Genomic DNA, 16,578 nt, shown 5'->3' with positions numbered 1-16,578 from the left:
GCGCGGAGGCCGGGGCGGAGGCGCGCCCGGCCCCGTGGTGACCGCACCCATCACCCATGCAACGATCAACGACAGGCTTTCCGCCATCGGCACCGGTCGGGCGCTGCGCTCGGTTGTCGTCAATCCGCTCACGGCGGGCACGCTGGTTGAAATTGCGGTCACGTCCGGGGCTGAGGTGAAGGCCGGCGACCTTATTGCCAGGCTCGATTCCGATTCCGAGGAAATCGCTCTGGACCGTGCCGTAATCGCTCTTGATGACGCCCGGGCGACGCTCGAACGCATCAAGGCGCTGCGCACGTCGAACACGGTGAGTGTGGTGCAGCAGAACGAAGCCGAGCTTGCCCTGCGCAATGCGGAACTGGCCAAGCGCGAAGCCGAACTCGCACTTGAACGCCGCTCCATCACCGCCCCCATCGACGGCACGGTCGGCATCCTGCCGATCTCGGCCGGCAGCTATGTGACGAGCAGCACGGAAATCGCCAGCATCGACGACCGGTCGCAGATCCTGGTGGATTTCTGGATCCCCGAGCGCTACGCCGACCTGATCGACATTGGTTCGACGCTGACGGCCGCGTCGGTCGCCCGGGCATCTTCGGTCCATGAAGGTGAAATCAGCGCCATCGACAATCGCATCGACCCGGAAAGCCGCACGCTGCGCATCGAGGGACGCATCGACAATCCCGACGACCGACTGCGGGCCGGCATGGCATTCACCATTTCCATGCGCTTCCCCGGCGAAACCTATCCGGCTATCGACCCGCTGGCGATCCAGTGGAGCTCTGACGGGCCGTTCGTCTGGACCGTCGAAAACGGCATGGCACGGCAAAAGCCCGTGCGCATCGTACAGCGCAACGCCGACAGCGTTCTGGTCGATGCCGAGTTTGGCGAGAACGACCTTGTCGTCACCCAGGGCATCCATAATGTGCGCGAGGGCGCGCCCGTTGAAACGGCGGGCAACCCGGCCAATGCCGGCGCCAGACTGGCCAATGCGGAAGGATCCGCGACGTGAAGGAGACGCTTCACAACGCCCAGGCGGGCATCACCGCTCTCTTCGTCCGGCGGCCGGTTCTGGCCTTTGTTTTCAACACGCTGATTGCCGTAGCGGGTCTTGCCGCCCTCTTCGGCATCGAAGTCCGCGAACTGCCGGATGTCGATCGCCCGGTCATCACCGTTTCCACCAATTTTTCAGGCGCCGCCGCAGAAACGATGGACCGCGAGGTGACCGCCATCATCGAAGGCGCCGCGGCCCGTGTCTCGGGCGTCGTGGCGATTTCGTCGGATTCTTCCTACGGCCGCAGCCGGGTGACGGTGGAATTCAGCGACAGTGTCAATCTGGACACCGCCGCCTCCGACCTGCGCGATGCGGTGAGCCGCATCCAGAACAGCCTTCCCGATGATGCAGATGCACCACGCATCATCAAATCCGACAACGATGCGCAGGCGGTGATGCGCATTGCGCTCACCTCCGCAAACATGCCGGTGCAGGAACTGACGACACTGGTGGAGGATGAGGTCGTCGATGCCTTTTCCGCCGTGCCCGGTGTCGCCGACGTGCAGGTCTATGGAGACCGCACCGAGATATTCCGCGTCGACATCGACCAGACGAAACTCTCCAGCATGGGACTGACGGTCGCCGACGTTTCGCAGGCACTCGGCACGGTCGCGTTCGACACGCCGGCAGGCTCCCTCAGCAACACGACCCAGGACCTGACCGTGCGCGCCACGGCCGCCATCTCGACACCGGAAGAGTTCGAAGCGATCTATCTCAAAGACTACGTCCGGCTGGGCGAGGTTGCGACCGTGACGCTTGGCGGCGATCTGGGAGAAAGCCAGCTGCGCGCCAATGGCCGCACCGGCATCGGGCTGGGCATTGTGCGCCAGGCACAGTCGAACACACTCGAGATTTCCACCGGCGTCCGCAAGGCGGTGGAGGACGTGCGCGAAATCCTGCCCGAAGGGGTCGACATCGAGGTCACCAGCGATGATGCCACCTTCATCAACGGCGCCATCCATGAGGTAGAGATCGCATTGATGATCGCCGTGACGGTGGTGCTTCTGGTCATCTTCATCTTCCTGCGCGACGTCCGCGCGACAATCATTCCCGGCCTCGCCATCCCGGTCGCCCTGATCGGCACACTGGCGACCATCTATCTGACCGGCTTTTCCATCAATATTCTCACCCTTCTGGCGCTGGTTCTGGCCACCGGGCTCGTGGTGGACGACGCCATCGTGGTGCTGGAAAACATCGTGCGCCGGCGCAATGAAGGCATGGGCGCGCGCGCAGCCGCCGTGCTCGGCACACAGGAGGTCTTCTTCGCAGTGCTGGCAACGACGGCAACGCTGATCGCGGTCTTCGTGCCCATTTCCTTCCTGCCGGGGCAGGCAGGTGGCCTCTTCAAGGAATTCGGCTTCGTTCTGGCCATGGCGGTTTTTCTTTCTTCCATCGTGGCGCTCTCGCTCTGCCCGATGCTGGCGTCCCGCATGCTGGCCTCCCATCCGAAGGCGAAGCGGGGGAAGCTACCGGAATGGGCGCACGCGCCGGGCGGGCCCTTTCCACCATCTATCGACGCTGCCTGCAGGCCTGCCTCAATGCGCCTGCCCTGGTGATCGTGATTTCGGTGCTTTTCGCGGCGGCCGCCTATGGTGCGTTCGGTTTCATCAAATCCGAAATCACACCGAGCGAAGATCGCTCGATCGCCTTCATGCGCGTTTCGGCGCCACAGGGTGTCAGCCTCGACTACTTCGCGGAACGGATGCGCCGCATCGAAACGCTGATACAGCCCCTGCGCGACAGTGGCGAGGTGGTCAGCACATTCTCGATCGCAGGCCGGGGCTCCTCCAACAGCGGCTTTCTCGTATTGCGTCTGGCCGACTGGGAAAACCGCGCGCGCAGCCAGCAGGAGATCGTCGCTGACATTTCCACCCGCGTGCGCAACGAACCCGGCGTGCGCGCCTTCGTCTTCCAGCCCAACAGCCTTGGCATCCGTGGCGCGGGCAACGGGCTGAGTTTCGCAATCGCCGGCAACAACTACGCAAAACTGACGGAGACGGCAGAAAAGATCGTCGCGGCCATGGACGAGGATCCGGGCTTCCGTCAGGCCCGCCTCTCCGACGACACGACACAGCCCCAGCTTTCCATCGCCATCGACCGCGAACGCGCGTTCGATCTGGGGATCGACATCGACGGTCTTGGCAACACGATCCAGGCGATGCTTGATGGCCGCAAAATTGGTTCGGTCTTCATCGACGACCGTAGCGTCGACGTCAAACTGGTCTCGACCACCAATCCGGTGAACGATCCCACCGATCTGGAGAACATCTACATCAAGGCCGGCGACGGACGCTTCGTGCCTTTGTCCGTGATCGCCACTCTGAAGGAGCAGGCCGTGCCGCCATCGCTGTCGCGCGAGGATCAGTTGCGTTCGGTCGGCGTCAACGCAGCACTCGGCGATGTCGCACTTGGCGAAGCCTATCAGCGGGCGCAGGAGATCGCCGCGCCCCTGCTCGAACCAGGCATGCGGCTTGTGCCGCTTGGAGAAGCAGCCGCGCTTGGCGAGACCGCCAACTCCATGCTGATCATTTTCGGTTTTGCGCTGGTCATCATCCTCCTCGTTCTGGCAGCCCAGTTCGAGAGCTTCGTCAGCGCCATCATCATCATGGCCACGGTTCCGCTCGGGCTCGCCTGCGCCGTGTTCGCCATGCTTCTGACGGGCACCAGCCTCAACGTCTACAGCCAGATCGGCCTCGTGCTCCTCGTCGGCATCATGGCCAAGAACGGCATTCTCATCGTCGAGTTCGCCAACCAGCTCCGCGATCGCGGGCTGGGCGTGCGCGAGGCCATCGAGGAGGCATCATTGATCCGCCTGCGTCCGGTGGCCATGACAATGATCTGCACCATTGTCGGGGGCGTGCCGCTGGTGCTCGCAAGCGGCGCAGGCGCGGAAGCACGCATCGCGCTTGGCTGGGTGATCGTCGGAGGTCTCGGCCTTTCGACGCTGTCGACCCTCTTCCTCACCCCGGTTGCCTATCTGGTGCTCGGGCGCTTCATCACTCCAAAAGTGGAGGAGGAAGCAAGGCTCGAACGCGAACTTGACCACGCGTCGCGGATCGGCGGGAAGGCATCCTGACGGATGCCTCTTCTGGCGGGTGACAATCGCAGTACAAAACTGTATCTGTGCGCGGCGCGCGGGTGGGGAAGCACACCGCGCAACCAGTTCAACAGCCACGGAGTGCCCCGTTGACCACCGGGACAATCAGCATTGAAGAAGCCGAGAAACTGGTAGGGCAGGAAGTCGGCCTGTCCAACTGGCGTGTCGTCACCCAGGAGATGATCGACCAGTTTGCCGCGGCGACGGACGATCACCAGTTCATCCACACCGACCCCGAGCGCGCGGCCCGGGAAACGCCCTATGGCGGCACCATCGCGCATGGCTTCCTGTCGCTGTCGCTACTGTCGACCATGGTGTTCGAAGCCGTGCCACGGCTGGAGGGCTCCGCCATGGGTGTGAACTTCGGCTTCGAGCGCATCCGTTTTCTGGCACCGGTGCGATGCGGCGCCCGCATCCGCGCCCGTTTCATCCTCGCCGCGATCAAGCTGCGCCCGTCAGGCATCGCCGAGGTCAACTACGATGTCTCCGTAGAGATCGAGAACTCGATCAAACCCGCTCTCACAGCGCACTGGCTGACACTGGCGATGCCCGACCGGACAAAGGAAGACTGACCGCAGCTGGCGGTTTCCTGTAACCTTATCAAAGCGATGCGGGATCACTGAACACCCAACAGGCGCTGCCACTTTTCAAGAGAAGAGTTGCCGGCATTAACGTTACAAGCCGTAAGAGAATTGCCTGTCCGCTTCGCGGAAGCTATTCATCCAAATAAACAGCGTGTCATTTCAGATTGTTGGCCGCGTTCCCATTCTCCCGAGAGTTTTCATGACCGTCAGTTTAAACGCTCCGCCAAAGAAAAAAGCACAAAAGAACCCCTATGCGGATCGTGAAAGCCTCGAATTCAATTTCCGCGCAAAGCGATTTCAGAACATCCGTCCGCTTATCGAGGATGCCCTTGCCGAGAAGCGGCAGATCAGAATTCTCGATCTCGGCGGAACCGAGGAATACTGGAAGATCGGTGCGGATTTTCTGAACCATCACCGTCAGAACATGAAGATCACGCTCCTCAACCTTGAAGCGGAACAGGTGGAGGACACGGAAATGTTCCACGCGCTTTCAGGTGACGCTGCCGATCCGGACCTTTTCGCCGGAGAGCAGTTCGATTTCGTTCATTCGAACTCCGTCGTGGAGCACGTTGGAAGCTGGGAACGCATGATGCAGTTCGCCGAGAACACGAAGCGGCTCTCGCGGCGCTATTTCGTGCAGACCCCGAACTTCTGGTTTCCCTTCGAACCGCATTTTCGCATGCCCGGGTTTCAGTATCTTCCCAAGACAGCCAGGATCGCACTCGTACAGCGCTTTCAACTGGGCTTTTTCCCGCGCACTCCCGATCCGGAAGAAGCCTGCGATCTGGTTGAGCACAACACGCTCATCTCCACGCGGCAGATGCGGCGATTGTTCGATGACGGCCATATCGTGCTTGAGAAATTCGCCTTCCTGAACAAGTCAATCATGGCCATGCGCACGCACTGAGCGCGGCACTATCTCTCGTCCCGGGTTCCCGCGACGTGGCAGGGAAACCAGGAACAGGGACGATAAGAAGGGCCGGAAGCGGCTGACGTTCCGGCCCTCGAGGGCGGTTCAGCGCTTCATCTAAACGCCGCTCCGCTCCATCTGACTGTGCGCATTCATGCGGTTCCGGCTGACTGCAGAATGCTCAAAAGCCCTTACTCTTCCTTCTGGGCCTGAACGTCATGCTCGGGCGCCGCCGAGACCAGTCAGATGCGGTCGACTGCACCAATAGCAGATAGCGCTCATACTGGATCAGCACATCGTGAATGATCTGATCGCGTGTCATACCCATGATGTCGTAGCCCTTGCTGCCGCTCGAAAACTGGGTGCGGGCCTCATATCGCAAGCCGGACCGCGCCGCATCGAAGGCCGAGAACGCCGGCAGTTTCTGCGAAGCAGGGGCCACCCCGTAAACGAAGTTGCGCATGTCTTCAGCCGGCGATGTGAGCGCGATGGCGCCACTTTCCTCTTCCTCCACAAAGGCTTCACGCCCCCGCTCGGTCAGTTCCCTCGCCACCTGCTCCAGTGCGGGCTTCACGTCCTTCTGGATGAAGGCGAGCGTTTCCTTCTCACTCGGCGCATGCAGCATCAGCCCCAGCCTGCGCTGCCATGTGAGCCCGGAGGCGGGATAGGCCGGGGCCACCTGCGGCACTGCGGCATGAGCTTCGCGCTGCGCCAGGTCAGCCCGCATGCCGACATAAAGCGCCCAGACCAGCGCAAGCATGACAAATGTGAACGGCAACGCACTGGCAATGGTTGCCGACTGCAATGCACCGAGACCTCCGGCCAGAAGAAGGGATGCGGCAACCAGCCCCTCCAGCGCGCACCAGAAGACACGCTGCAGGGTCGTCGTTTCCGTTTCGCCGCCGGCTGCGATCGTGTCGATGACGAGAGAACCGGAATCCGACGAAGTGACGAAGAAGATCGCCACCAGCGCGACTGCCAGTGTCGATGTGAGGCCGGTGAACGGCAGATAGGTGAAGAACTGGAAAAGACCGACTGACACATCCCTGGCAACTTCGGCACCCAGCTCACCAGCGGCGATGCCGGTGTCTACGAAGATCGCAGTGTTGCCGAACACCGTCATCCAGAAAAAGGTGAAACCCGCCGGGATGAACAGCACTGCCGTTACGAACTCACGCACGGTGCGCCCGCGTGAAATGCGGGCGATGAACATGCCGACGAAAGGCGACCAGGAGATCCACCATGCCCAGTAGAACAGGTCCAGCCGTCGATCCACGGGGTCGGTTCATATGCGTAGATGTTGAAGGTGCGCAGAACGAGCGTGTCGAGATAGAGGCCGATATTCTGGACGAAGTCCCGAAAGAGATCAGCCGTTGGCCCGACAATCAGAACGAAGATCATCAACAGGACTGCGACAACCAGATTGGTCTCGGACAGAATGCGCACGCCCTTGTCGAGCCCCGTAACCACCGAGATGGTGGCAAAGGCGGTGATGAGCGCGATCAGCGGCAATTGCACCCAGGGTGCGATGGGTAGACCGATCAGATAATTGAGACCGGCATTGATCTGGGTAACGCCGAGCCCGAGCGACGTGGCGATACCGAACATCGTGCCGACAATGGCAAAGATATCAACCGCATGGCCGATGGGGCCGTTGATCCTGTCCTTCAACAGCGGATAGAGGCCTGAACGGATCGTAAGCGGCAGATTGTAGCGATAGCCGAAATAGGCAAGCGACAGACCGACCACGGCGTAAATGGCCCAGGCATGAATGCCCCAGTGAAAGAAGGTCACCGTCATGGCTTCACGCATCGCGGCGATGCTGCCGGGTTCCGCGGTGGGTGGCGCAAGAAAATGCGTCATCGGTTCCCCGACCGCATAAAACATCAGCCCGATGCCCATGCCTGCAGCAAAGAGCATGGCAACCCAGGAATGATATTTAAACTCGGGCTCGGAATCGTCCGGACCCAGCTTCAGCCTGCCGAATTGCCCGAATGAAAACAGAAGCACCGCCGCCAGAAAAATGCCGACAGCAAGGAGATAGAGCCAGCCGAAGCTCGCCAGGATGCTGCTCTGCAGTGCGGAGAACAGCTCCCCTGCCCGACCGGGAAAAACGATGCCGATCAAAAGAAACACGGCGATGATGGAGACCGCACCGAAAAAGACCGGCGGGTTGATGACAAAGCGATTAAACATGGGGATTACTTTTTGCGCTCCCGTTTTCGAAATGGCGGATGGCGCTCTCAAGCAGTGGCTCGCACGGAGTACGGCCGTTCCCTGAATGGCTGGAACACGGCCGCGGAGCGCCGGCGGCAGGCGCTCCGTTTCTGGGGTCCATGACCCGGATTGTCAATGACAGGCAGTTCCCGAAGCTGCGCATGCCCCTGCAGCCGGCAAGAGAGAACGCTCGTTCAGAGAACCCCGCATGCCCGAATGAGCTTGAGGAGCCGCGGCAGCGAGGGTTGTGTGTTCATCGCGCACCATGTTTCGCGCGCTTCACCGCCATAACTTTCCTTGTGTCTGGCGAGAGACTGGGTCGGATAGACAAGCTTCTGGGCAATCGGATTGGTGTAGATGAACCGGAAAGCGCGACGGGTCAGCCAGTCCTTCTGGAACTCCTGATCCTCGATCTTGTGGAAGGGCATGAGGCCGAGATAAAGCTTCGGCACCCCTTCGGCCTGAAAGGTTTCCACGGCGCGGCGCACCAGAAAGTAAGCAGCCAGCGGATCCGTATCGGGCAGCCAGCGCCGCGTGGCCGAAAGGTAGCCGACCAGCCTGTCATCCTCATAGAGCGGATCGAAGAAAGCGAAAGCGACCGGCTGATCGTTCTGGTCGAGAATGAAAAACTTGCGGACATCCGCCTCGTCGCGCAACTGAATCGGGCGCACAAGGAAGGAAAGCTCACGCCGTTTCGTGGTGCGGGTTCGCCGCCAACCAAGTGAAATCGCCTCCACGCGTTTCGGGTCGAGCCCAGCGACGGGAACCTCTTCGACACGGCATCCCATGCGCGTAAACCGGTTGGTTGCCGTGCGGAAGCTGCGCCGCGACGGGCCTGCGAAATCATATGTCTGAAGGTCGATCAGGCTTTCGATACCCAGCGCGTTCACGAAGAACCCGTTCGACGACAGGAGTTCTGCCATGGGGCGCGAGACCTGCCAGAAGGTGACATCCTGCCTGGCCGCAACAAAGGCGGCCAGCAGCTCAGGCCAGAGAGCGCGCGGGGCCAGAGGATCGGCCAGCGCATAGGCCGTGCGGCCCACCATGCGATAAGCGATAACGCCGTGCTCATTGCCGAAGTAGCGCAGCCCGGGCTGATGCGCGACCGAATAGGCCAGCACGAAATTGCCGTGCCGGCGAAGTAGCGCATGGCGCTGGTCAGCGGAGAGGAGAGCGTTGTCGCTCAGGCGATCAAAACTGGACAAACGAGATATCTGGTTCACGGCGAAGAATCATGTTCCGCGCCCCCACGGATGGAGGGATGCCACGCATTGCCTGACGTGACAAGCCGATTGACAATAAAGAAACTAATAGGTTATTTTATTGTCAATCGGAGATTCGTCATGCCCGCATCCCCCACATCCATTGCACCTGTTCAGCCCGAAGCCGCACCGGAAACGGCGGATGAGCGCATCCTCTTCGCACTCAAGACGAAGGGGGCGATGACGGCCCAGCGGCTCGCGCACTTCCTGAAGATATCGTCCGTTGCCGTGCGCAAGCAGCTTTCACGGCTGGAGGAAAGCCATCTGGTTCAGTTTCAGGAGGAAGCGCGAGGTCCCGGACGTCCGGAGCGTGTGTGGCGCCTGACGGCAAAGGGACACGGCCGTTTCCCCGACAGCCATTCGGACCTGACCCTTGACCTGATCAGCTCGATCCGCCGCATTTTTGGTGAAGACGGCCTCGACAGGCTGATCGGGCAGCGCGAACAGACAATGAAGACATCTTACGAAAACGCGGTAAAAGCGCATTCCGATCTTGAGGAGCGTGTCGTCGCGCTGGCCCGTATCCGCGCCCGCGAGGGTTACATGGCCGAAGTCGAACCGCTCGACGACGGCGCCTTTCTCCTGATCGAAAACCACTGCCCGATTTGTGCGGCCGCAACGGCCTGCCAGGGCTTTTGCCGTTCCGAACTCAGCGTTTTCAAGGCCGTGCTCGGCCCGCAGACACGGGTTGAGCGCACGGACCATATTCTGGCGGGCGCACGTCGCTGCGCCTACCGCATAGAAGCACGTTCAGGCGACTGAACCCGATTTTACCGAGGCACATCATGACTGATGCACAAACCGAGGCACCGCTCGGCAATGCCGGCTGGGCGGCGATCCTGAAAACCGGCCAGCTCGGCCAGTTCGCGCTCCTTTGTCTCGGCATCTGGCTCCACGCCGCCGACACGCTGCTCGTCGCAACGGCAATGCCGGCGGCGGTTGCGGAGATTGGCGGCGACCGGCTGGTGAGCTGGACGCTGTCGCTCTACCTGCTGGGCTCGATCATTTCCGCTGCCGCAGCCGCCCTTGCGGCCACGGCGATCGGCCTCCGCCGCGCCTTTGTGGTCGCAGCCCTCGTTTACACAATTGGCTGTGCCATCAGCGCACTCGCGCCCAACATGCCGGTCATGCTGCTTGGCCGTTTTGGTCAGGGCGTCGGCGGCGGCCTTCTGGTCGCACTCACATATGTTGCGATCCGGCGTCTTTTCCCCGAAGAAATGTGGCCGCGCCTGATCGCCCTGATGTCCGCCATTTGGGGGGCGTCGGCCTTCTGCGGCCCCATGATCGGCGGCTTCTTCGCCGATCTCGGCCTGTGGCGCTGGGGATTCTGGACCTTTGCGATCCAGGCGCTGCTGCTTGCGGTTCTGGTGCCAATGTTCCTGCGTCCGACGAGGGGCGCATCGGAAGCGGCTCAGCGTTTTCCCCTGGTGCGGCTCATACTTCTCTCGCTTGCCGTTCTGGCTGTGGCGACAGCGGGCATTTACGTGACACCCGGCATCTCGCTGCCTCTGGTGGCAGCGGGTGCGGCATTGTTTTTCCTCTTCCTGAAACGCGATGGCAACCGTGCGACCGACAAAATGTTCCCAACGCGCGCATTTGATATTCGTTCGCCTGTCGGCGCCGGTTTCGTCGCCAATCTGGCGCTTGGCACGGCGGCCATGTCCTTCACCGTTTACGGCCCGTTCTTCCTCCAGCGCATTCACGGCATGTCAGCGCTCGGTGCAGGCTATGTGATGGCGGCAGAAGCCGTTGCGTGGAGCTCGACGGCGATCCTTTTCGCCGGCGCAAACGAGGCAGGAGAGCGCCTTGTAATGAAAACCGGCGCCCTGCTCATCCTGCTGGCGGTTGCGCTGCTCGGTCCCGCCATGGCGGAAGGGCCGGTCTGGGCCATCGTGCTGCTTTCGCTCGCACAGGGCGCAGGCTTCGGCATGCTCTGGGGATTTCTCATCCGCCGCGTGGTTGCAGCCGCGCCCGAACACGAACGCGACAGCGCATCCGCGGCCATGCCGACAACGCAGCAGATCGCCTTCGCGCTTGGCGCCGCCCTCGCAGGCATCGTCGCCAACATGGCCGGCTTTGCCGAAGGCGGCACGGCGCAAGCCATGCAGGCCGTGGCGCTCTGGGTGTTTGTCAGCTTCGTGCCGCTGGCCGCCTTCGGCGCAGCCGCTGCCTGGCGCATTGCAAGCCGGAGGGCTGAGAAGGGTTAGCGATCTCTCTTTGGACGCCCCGTGTGCGTGGTGGAGGTCACGGACACGGGGTCGCTGGCTGGAAAAGTATCCTCAAGACCTTCGTCAAGTTCCTCTTCAAGCTCCTCGGCATTCAGCCTCCTCTTCTGAGGCTTTTTCGCAAATTCTCCCGGCGCCCCGGTGCGGGTCGTGCGCGTGACGGACACCGGATCGCTTGCCGGAAAACTGTCTTCTAAACCCTCCTCCAGTGCTTCCTCTTTGGCGGCACGCTCATTCTCGGTTTCGGGTTTTGGCTTCTTGGGATCAGGCTGCATCGATATCATCCTTTTTCGGATCAATGCCGAAACAGCCGCGTCGGTTCCGCTCGTCTGCGATTATCGATCGCGCGCGGCTGCCTTCAGAAGCATGAAAACATAGTCGGAAAAAGAGCGCCAGCATTCCACCCGGAAAGCGTCTTTCTCCGTTCGCCACAAGATGATTTCGGTCTTGCCAAAGACCGTGCGGGAGCACGCGCCGACGGGAAAGGCATCAAGCGACAGATCCTGCGGGCAACCGGCATTGAGCACCGCTTCGGCGCGCGGACCAGACACGAGGATTGCCGTGTTGCGATGCGAAACGTCGACGGCGGAGTGAAACGCACTGACAGAGGCGCAGGCCCCGACCAGATCGGCCTCGTTCTCGTCGATTACCAGCCATTCGTCCGGGCCGAGCCAGAGAGCGGCACGGCCGTCTTTCGCGGTGGACGTCTTCGGACGCTGCGGCAGATCGAGGCCCAGGGCCTTCGAAAGAGACTTCACCGCAGTCTTCGGCGCGCGAAGCGAAAGCCGCGTGGCAGGCTCCGCACGTACCAGCGTGATGCCTTCATCATTGAGAAAACGGCCTTCCAGCGCGCTCGCGCGGGCGATTGCGTCAGCCATTGGTGCGCTCTCCCTTCTCGTCAAAGAAAACCGTCGAGGTGACTTCTACCGCGATCACGCCATCCGGCATCGGCACATAAAGGGTTTCGCCCATCCGTTCATGCCCGCCCGCCACCAGCGCCAAGGCGATGGAATGGCCGCAATTCTCCGACCAGTAGGAGGATGTGACATGACCGAGCATGGGCACGGGGATCGGCGCTTGCGAGTCGGCAACGATCTGCGCGCCCTCTTCCAGAACCGTTTTCGGATCGCGCGTCCTGAGGCCCACGAGCTGTTTGCGGCCGGGAGCCACCAGATCTGGCCGGGCAAGGCCGCGCATGCCGACGAAATCCGTCTTCTTCCTGCCGATGGCCCAGGAAAGTCCTGCATCATGCGGCGTGACGGTGCCGTCCGTCTCCTGCCCGACAATGATAAAACCCTTTTCGGCGCGCAGCACATGCATGGTTTCGGTACCGTAGGCGCAGGCCCCATGCTTTTCGCCTTCCGCCCAGACGGCCTCCCACACGGCGCGGCCATAATCCGCCGGCACGTTGATCTCAAAACCGCGCTCGCCGGTGAACGACATGCGGAAAAGCCTCGTGGGTACGCCGCAGATCATCCCCTCCCGCACCGACATGTGCGGCATCGCCTCGTCGGATAGGTCGATCCCTTCCACCAGCGGGGCGATGATGTCGCGGCTTTTCGGCCCCTGAACGGCGATCACCGCCCATTGCTCCGAGGTGGAGGTCAGATAGACTTTCAGGTCGGGAAACTCGGTCTGGAGGTAGTCTTCCATGTGATTGAGCACGCGCGGCGCGCCGCCGGTCGTGGTGGTCACGTGGAAGCGGTCTTCGGCAAGCCGCCCCACGACGCCGTCATCATAGATAAACCCGTCCTCGCGCAGCATGACGCCATAGCGGCAGCGCCCGATGCCGAGTTTCTGCCACGGGTTGGTGTACATGAGTTCCATGAAGCGCGCGGCATCCGGCCCGACGACCTCGATCTTGCCAAGCGTGGTGGCGTCGAAAATGCCCGCACTCTGGCGCACCGTGCGGCACTCGCGGGCGACCGCTGCATGCATGTCTTCGCCGGCCTGCGGGAAGAACCAGGCGCGTTTCCACTGCCCCACATCCTCGAACACGGCCCCGTGCGCCTCGGCCCAGTCGTGCATGGGCGTGCGCCGCACCGGCTCGAACAGACGCCCCTTGCCGTGCCCCACAAGCGCGCCGAAGGTGACCGGCGTGTAGGGCGCGCGGAACGTGGTGAGCCCCACTTCGGGAATGGGTTTGCCAAGCATCTCGGCGGCGATAGCGAGACCGTGCATGTTGGACGTCTTGCCCTGATCGGTCGCCATGCCGGTGGTGGTGAAACGCTTGACGTGCTCGATGGAGCGCATGCCCTCGCGCACCGCCTGGCGGATGTCCTTCGCGGTCACGTCGTTCTGGAAATCCACGAAGGCTTTGGCTGTGCTTTCGGCACCAGCCCCCTCGCCCGCACCCAGCATGCCGCCGGACCAGCGCTCGGTGCTGTCGGCGGAAAGCTTTGGCAGCTTGCGGGCCGCACCGCCGGCGGCCTCGTGCCCGGCCTTGAGCGCTTCGGCGACCGTTTCGCTGAGATCGACCGTGCCGGCGCAGGCGCCGACCGAGGTTAGATCCTGCACGGAATTGCCGGGCAGAAAGCACTGTGTTTCCGCATCGAAGACAAGTTTGCCACGCGACTGCGAAAAGAGGTGAACGGCGGGAGTCCAACCCGAAGAGGTGATGAGCGCATCGCAGGCAATGCTGCGTTCCGCGCCGCCCGACGCCGGGCGAACCTTGATGGACGAAATCCTGAGCCGCCCGGCTGTCCCGGTCACGGCATGACCCGTCAGGCATTCGATGCCCAACCGGCGCGCCTCTTCCACATGCGGCCCCTGCGGATCGGGCCGGCAATCGACAATAGCGGCAATGCTCACGCCCGCGCGTTTCAGATCGATAGCGGCCTGCCACGCGCTGTCTTCGGCCGTGTAGACCGCCACATTGCGCCCCACCGCAACGCCGAAATGGTTCAGATAGGAGCGGGCAGCGGACGCCAGCATGATGCCGGGCCGGTCGTTGTCGGGAAACACCATGTGCCGTTCTATGGCCCCGGTGGCGAGCACGACGCGCTTTGCCCGCACCTGCCAGAGCCGCTCCCGCGGCTGATCCGTGGCGGGGCTGACGAGGTGATCGGTCAGCCGCTCGACGAGCCCCACCATGTTCTGCGCGTAATAGCCAAAGCCCGTGGTGCGGGTGAGAAGCTGGACATTGTCGCGCGCGACAAGCTCCGCCGTCACGGCCTGCGCCCAGTCCCAGCCGGGTATGCCGTCGATCATCGCGCCGGTTTCATAGCGCAGTGCGCCGCCCGTTTCCGCCTGTTCGTCGGCCAGAATGACGCGTGCGCCTGCATCGGCGGCAGCGAGTGCTGCGGAAAGCCCGGCCGCACCGCCGCCAATGACCAGCACGTCGCAATGGGCGAAACGGTTTGCGTAACAGTCCGGATCGGGCCGGTCGGGCGCTTCGCCAAGACCGGCAGCGCGCCGGATAAAGGGCTCGTAAACCCGCTCCCAGGCGGCCTTCGGCCACATGAAGGTCTTGTAGTAGAACCCGGCAGAGAAGAAGGGCGACGCCAGATCGTTGAGCGCGCCGACATCGAAGGAGAGCGAGGGCCAGCGGTTCTGTGACACCGCGTCGAGCCCCTCATGGATTTCCTGAACGGTGGCCCGCACATTGGGCGCTCTGCGCGCGGCATCACGGTGAACGCCAACCAGCGCATTGGGTTCTTCAGCCCCGGCTGACACCATGCCGCGCGGGCGGTGATATTTGAAGGAGCGGCCCACAAGATGCACGCCATTGGCAAGCAGGGCCGATGCAAGCGTATCGCCATGCAGCCCCTCGAAGGACTTGCCGTCGAAGGTGAAACGAACGGGATCGGCGTTATCGAGCCGGCCAACGCTGGCAATGCGGAAGGTTTGAGGCATCACGCCCCCTCCCCGCCGAGATCGGGCTTCGGCTCGCCGGCCTTATAAGTCGTCAGGAACCGGTCCGACACCGTGTCGCGCGCAGCGTTGAAGAAGCGGGCGCAGCCATGGATGTGCCGCCAGCGCTCATAGACGATGCCCTTGGGGTTTGAGCGAATGAAGAAGAAGCGCTCGAAATCTTCGTCCGACATATCGGCCATGTTTTCAGGCCGCGCGATATGCGCTTCGCCGGCATGGCGGAATTCCAGTTCCGGCCGATCTTCCCCGCAATAGGGGCAGTGAATGAGAAGCATGAGCTCAGATCCGCTTCTTGGAGGCAGCCGTGCGGGGATCGCCGGTATTGGGCGTGCCCGCGGGTTCGATCAAGAGAAGATGCGCTTCCTCCTCGGCCACAGGGCAATGTTCAACGCCTTTAGGGACGACAAACAGCTCCCCGGGCCCAAGCTCCACATCGCCTTCGCGCATGCGGATGGTGACCCGTCCCTTGAGAACCAGAAAAAAGTCATCCGTCTCCTCGTGCGAATGCCAGACGAATTCGCCTTTGACCTTCACCACAAGGAGATCGTTGCCGTTGTAGGAGCCGACAATTCTTGGCGACCAGTGTTCGCTAAAAAGCGACAGCTTCTCCGAGAGGTTGATGGCTTTCATGCAAAATCTCCTGCGGTTTTGCTTTAGTGGGCGACTGCTGCTGCTGCAGCCTCGTCGATGAGTCGCCCGTTGCGGAACCGCTCCAGCGTGAAGGGCGCATTGATGGGATGCGGCTCGTCGCGCGCGACGGTGTGAGCAAACACATGCGCCGAGCCCGGCGTCGCTTGAAGCCACCCGTGCCCCAGCCGCAATTCACATAGAGCCCCTTCACCGGGGTTTTGGCCAGAATGGGTGAACGGTCGGGCGTGACATCGACAATGCCGCCCCAGGACCGCAGCATCTTCATACGGGTGAAGATCGGGAACATCTCGCAGATTGCGTCGAGCGTGTGCTGGATGATGTGCAGCCCGCCGGTCTGCGAATAGGAGGTGTATTGATCGGTGCCCGCCCCGATGACCAGTTCGCCCTTGTCGGACTGGGAGATATAGGCATGCACCGTGTTGGACATGACCACGCAGGGGAAGACCGGCTTGACCGGTTCCGACACGAGTGCCTGAAGTGGGTAGGATTCCAGCGGCACCTGGACCCCCGCCATCTGCATCAGCACCGTGGAATGACCGGCGGCGACAACGCCGACCTTCTTCGCGCCGATGGTTCCGCGCGTGGTTTCCACACCGGTGACGGAGCCATCCGGCCCGCGATTGATGCCGGTGACCTCGCAATTCTGGATGATGTCGACGCCGCGCGACGCCGCCGCCCGCGCATAGCCCCAGGCAACAGCATCGTGAC

Annotated in this window: 11 protein-coding genes and 3 pseudogenes; 6 read left to right on the top strand and 8 right to left on the bottom strand. The window is 62.2% G+C overall.

Translation table 11 applies throughout. From position 1 onward, the window contains the following. From JCM21793_RS18905 to JCM21793_RS18890, 4 genes and pseudogenes are all read left to right on the top strand, one after another. A partial coding sequence (locus tag JCM21793_RS18905; protein WP_036540895.1) for an efflux RND transporter periplasmic adaptor subunit occupies positions 1-1,009 on the top strand: 1,009 nt, incomplete at its 5' end. Then, a pseudogene (locus JCM21793_RS27015) lies at positions 1,006-4,127 on the top strand (efflux RND transporter permease subunit). The gene JCM21793_RS18905 and the pseudogene JCM21793_RS27015, both read left to right, overlap by 4 nt. Before the next feature lie 110 nt (positions 4,128-4,237). Continuing rightward, on the top strand, positions 4,238-4,720 hold the full coding sequence (locus JCM21793_RS18895; protein ID WP_007008544.1) for a MaoC family dehydratase: 483 nt from the start codon (positions 4,238-4,240) through the stop codon (positions 4,718-4,720). 211 nt (positions 4,721-4,931) lie between these two features. Beyond that, positions 4,932-5,639: a methyltransferase domain-containing protein gene (locus JCM21793_RS18890; protein ID WP_007008543.1), complete on the top strand. Its 708-nt coding sequence runs from the start codon at positions 4,932-4,934 to the stop codon at positions 5,637-5,639. A 194-nt stretch (positions 5,640-5,833) separates the two neighbouring features. On the opposite strand, the pseudogene JCM21793_RS27010 reads toward JCM21793_RS18890, so the two are convergent. Together JCM21793_RS27010 and JCM21793_RS18880 are read right to left on the bottom strand one after the other, a co-directional pair. Next, positions 5,834-7,838: pseudogene (locus tag JCM21793_RS27010) on the bottom strand (BCCT family transporter). 215 nt (positions 7,839-8,053) lie between these two features. Then, on the bottom strand, positions 8,054-9,064 hold the full coding sequence (locus JCM21793_RS18880) for a DUF2156 domain-containing protein (RefSeq protein ID WP_025031361.1): 1,011 nt from the start codon (positions 9,062-9,064) through the stop codon (positions 8,054-8,056). Positions 9,065-9,202: 138 nt separating this feature from the next. Between JCM21793_RS18880 and JCM21793_RS18875 the strand changes: the two genes are divergently transcribed. After that, positions 9,203-9,883, top strand: a complete 681-nt coding sequence (locus JCM21793_RS18875; protein ID WP_025031360.1) for a helix-turn-helix transcriptional regulator — start codon at positions 9,203-9,205, stop codon at positions 9,881-9,883. A gap of 23 nt (positions 9,884-9,906) precedes the next feature. Continuing rightward, positions 9,907-11,328: an MFS transporter gene (locus tag JCM21793_RS18870; RefSeq protein ID WP_007008539.1), complete on the top strand. Its 1,422-nt coding sequence runs from the start codon at positions 9,907-9,909 to the stop codon at positions 11,326-11,328. Here the strand turns inward: JCM21793_RS18870 and JCM21793_RS18865 are convergent. The 6 genes and pseudogenes from JCM21793_RS18865 to JCM21793_RS27005 all read right to left on the bottom strand — a co-directional run. Beyond that, positions 11,325-11,621, bottom strand: a complete 297-nt coding sequence (locus tag JCM21793_RS18865) for a hypothetical protein (protein WP_025031359.1) — start codon at positions 11,619-11,621, stop codon at positions 11,325-11,327. The genes JCM21793_RS18870 and JCM21793_RS18865 overlap by 4 nt on opposite strands. Before the next feature lie 60 nt (positions 11,622-11,681). After that, positions 11,682-12,224 (bottom strand): sarcosine oxidase subunit gamma, encoded by a 543-nt coding sequence (locus tag JCM21793_RS18860; RefSeq protein ID WP_025031358.1) that lies wholly within the window; start codon positions 12,222-12,224, stop codon positions 11,682-11,684. Next, positions 12,217-15,201, bottom strand: a complete 2,985-nt coding sequence (locus JCM21793_RS18855) for a sarcosine oxidase subunit alpha (protein ID WP_025031357.1) — start codon at positions 15,199-15,201, stop codon at positions 12,217-12,219. Before JCM21793_RS18855 ends, JCM21793_RS18860 begins: the two co-directional genes overlap by 8 nt. Beyond that, a complete protein-coding gene (locus tag JCM21793_RS18850; RefSeq protein ID WP_025031356.1) occupies positions 15,201-15,494 on the bottom strand; it encodes a sarcosine oxidase subunit delta in 294 nt (97 codons plus the stop codon). The genes JCM21793_RS18855 and JCM21793_RS18850 overlap by 1 nt, the downstream gene beginning before the upstream one ends. 4 nt (positions 15,495-15,498) lie before the next feature. After that, complete coding sequence (locus JCM21793_RS18845; RefSeq protein ID WP_025031355.1) at positions 15,499-15,849, bottom strand: cupin domain-containing protein; 351 nt, start codon at positions 15,847-15,849, stop codon at positions 15,499-15,501. A 23-nt stretch (positions 15,850-15,872) separates the two neighbouring features. Then, a pseudogene (locus tag JCM21793_RS27005) lies at positions 15,873-16,578 on the bottom strand (FAD-dependent oxidoreductase); the annotation flags it as partial.

This window comes from Nitratireductor aquibiodomus NL21 = JCM 21793 (assembly GCF_000615975.1).
Classification (GTDB): Bacteria; Pseudomonadota; Alphaproteobacteria; order Rhizobiales; family Rhizobiaceae; genus Nitratireductor; species Nitratireductor aquibiodomus.
The sequence above is the reverse complement of the archived record's forward strand: the minus strand, read 5'-3'. Positions and strand labels throughout refer to the sequence as shown.

Excerpts from the sequence above, each read along its gene's own strand:
- JCM21793_RS18850 (WP_025031356.1), bottom strand. The coding sequence starts at position 15,494 with ATGCTTCTCATTCACTGCCCCTATTGCGGGGAAGATCGGCCGGAACTG.
- JCM21793_RS18870 (WP_007008539.1), top strand. The coding sequence starts at position 9,907 with ATGACTGATGCACAAACCGAGGCACCGCTCGGCAATGCCGGCTGGGCG.
- JCM21793_RS18875 (WP_025031360.1), top strand. The coding sequence starts at position 9,203 with ATGCCCGCATCCCCCACATCCATTGCACCTGTTCAGCCCGAAGCCGCA.
- JCM21793_RS18865 (WP_025031359.1), bottom strand. The coding sequence starts at position 11,621 with ATGCAGCCTGATCCCAAGAAGCCAAAACCCGAAACCGAGAATGAGCGT.
- JCM21793_RS18890 (WP_007008543.1), top strand. The coding sequence starts at position 4,932 with ATGACCGTCAGTTTAAACGCTCCGCCAAAGAAAAAAGCACAAAAGAAC.
- JCM21793_RS18845 (WP_025031355.1), bottom strand. The coding sequence starts at position 15,849 with ATGAAAGCCATCAACCTCTCGGAGAAGCTGTCGCTTTTTAGCGAACAC.
- JCM21793_RS18860 (WP_025031358.1), bottom strand. The coding sequence starts at position 12,224 with ATGGCTGACGCAATCGCCCGCGCGAGCGCGCTGGAAGGCCGTTTTCTC.
- JCM21793_RS18855 (WP_025031357.1), bottom strand. The coding sequence starts at position 15,201 with ATGCCTCAAACCTTCCGCATTGCCAGCGTTGGCCGGCTCGATAACGCC.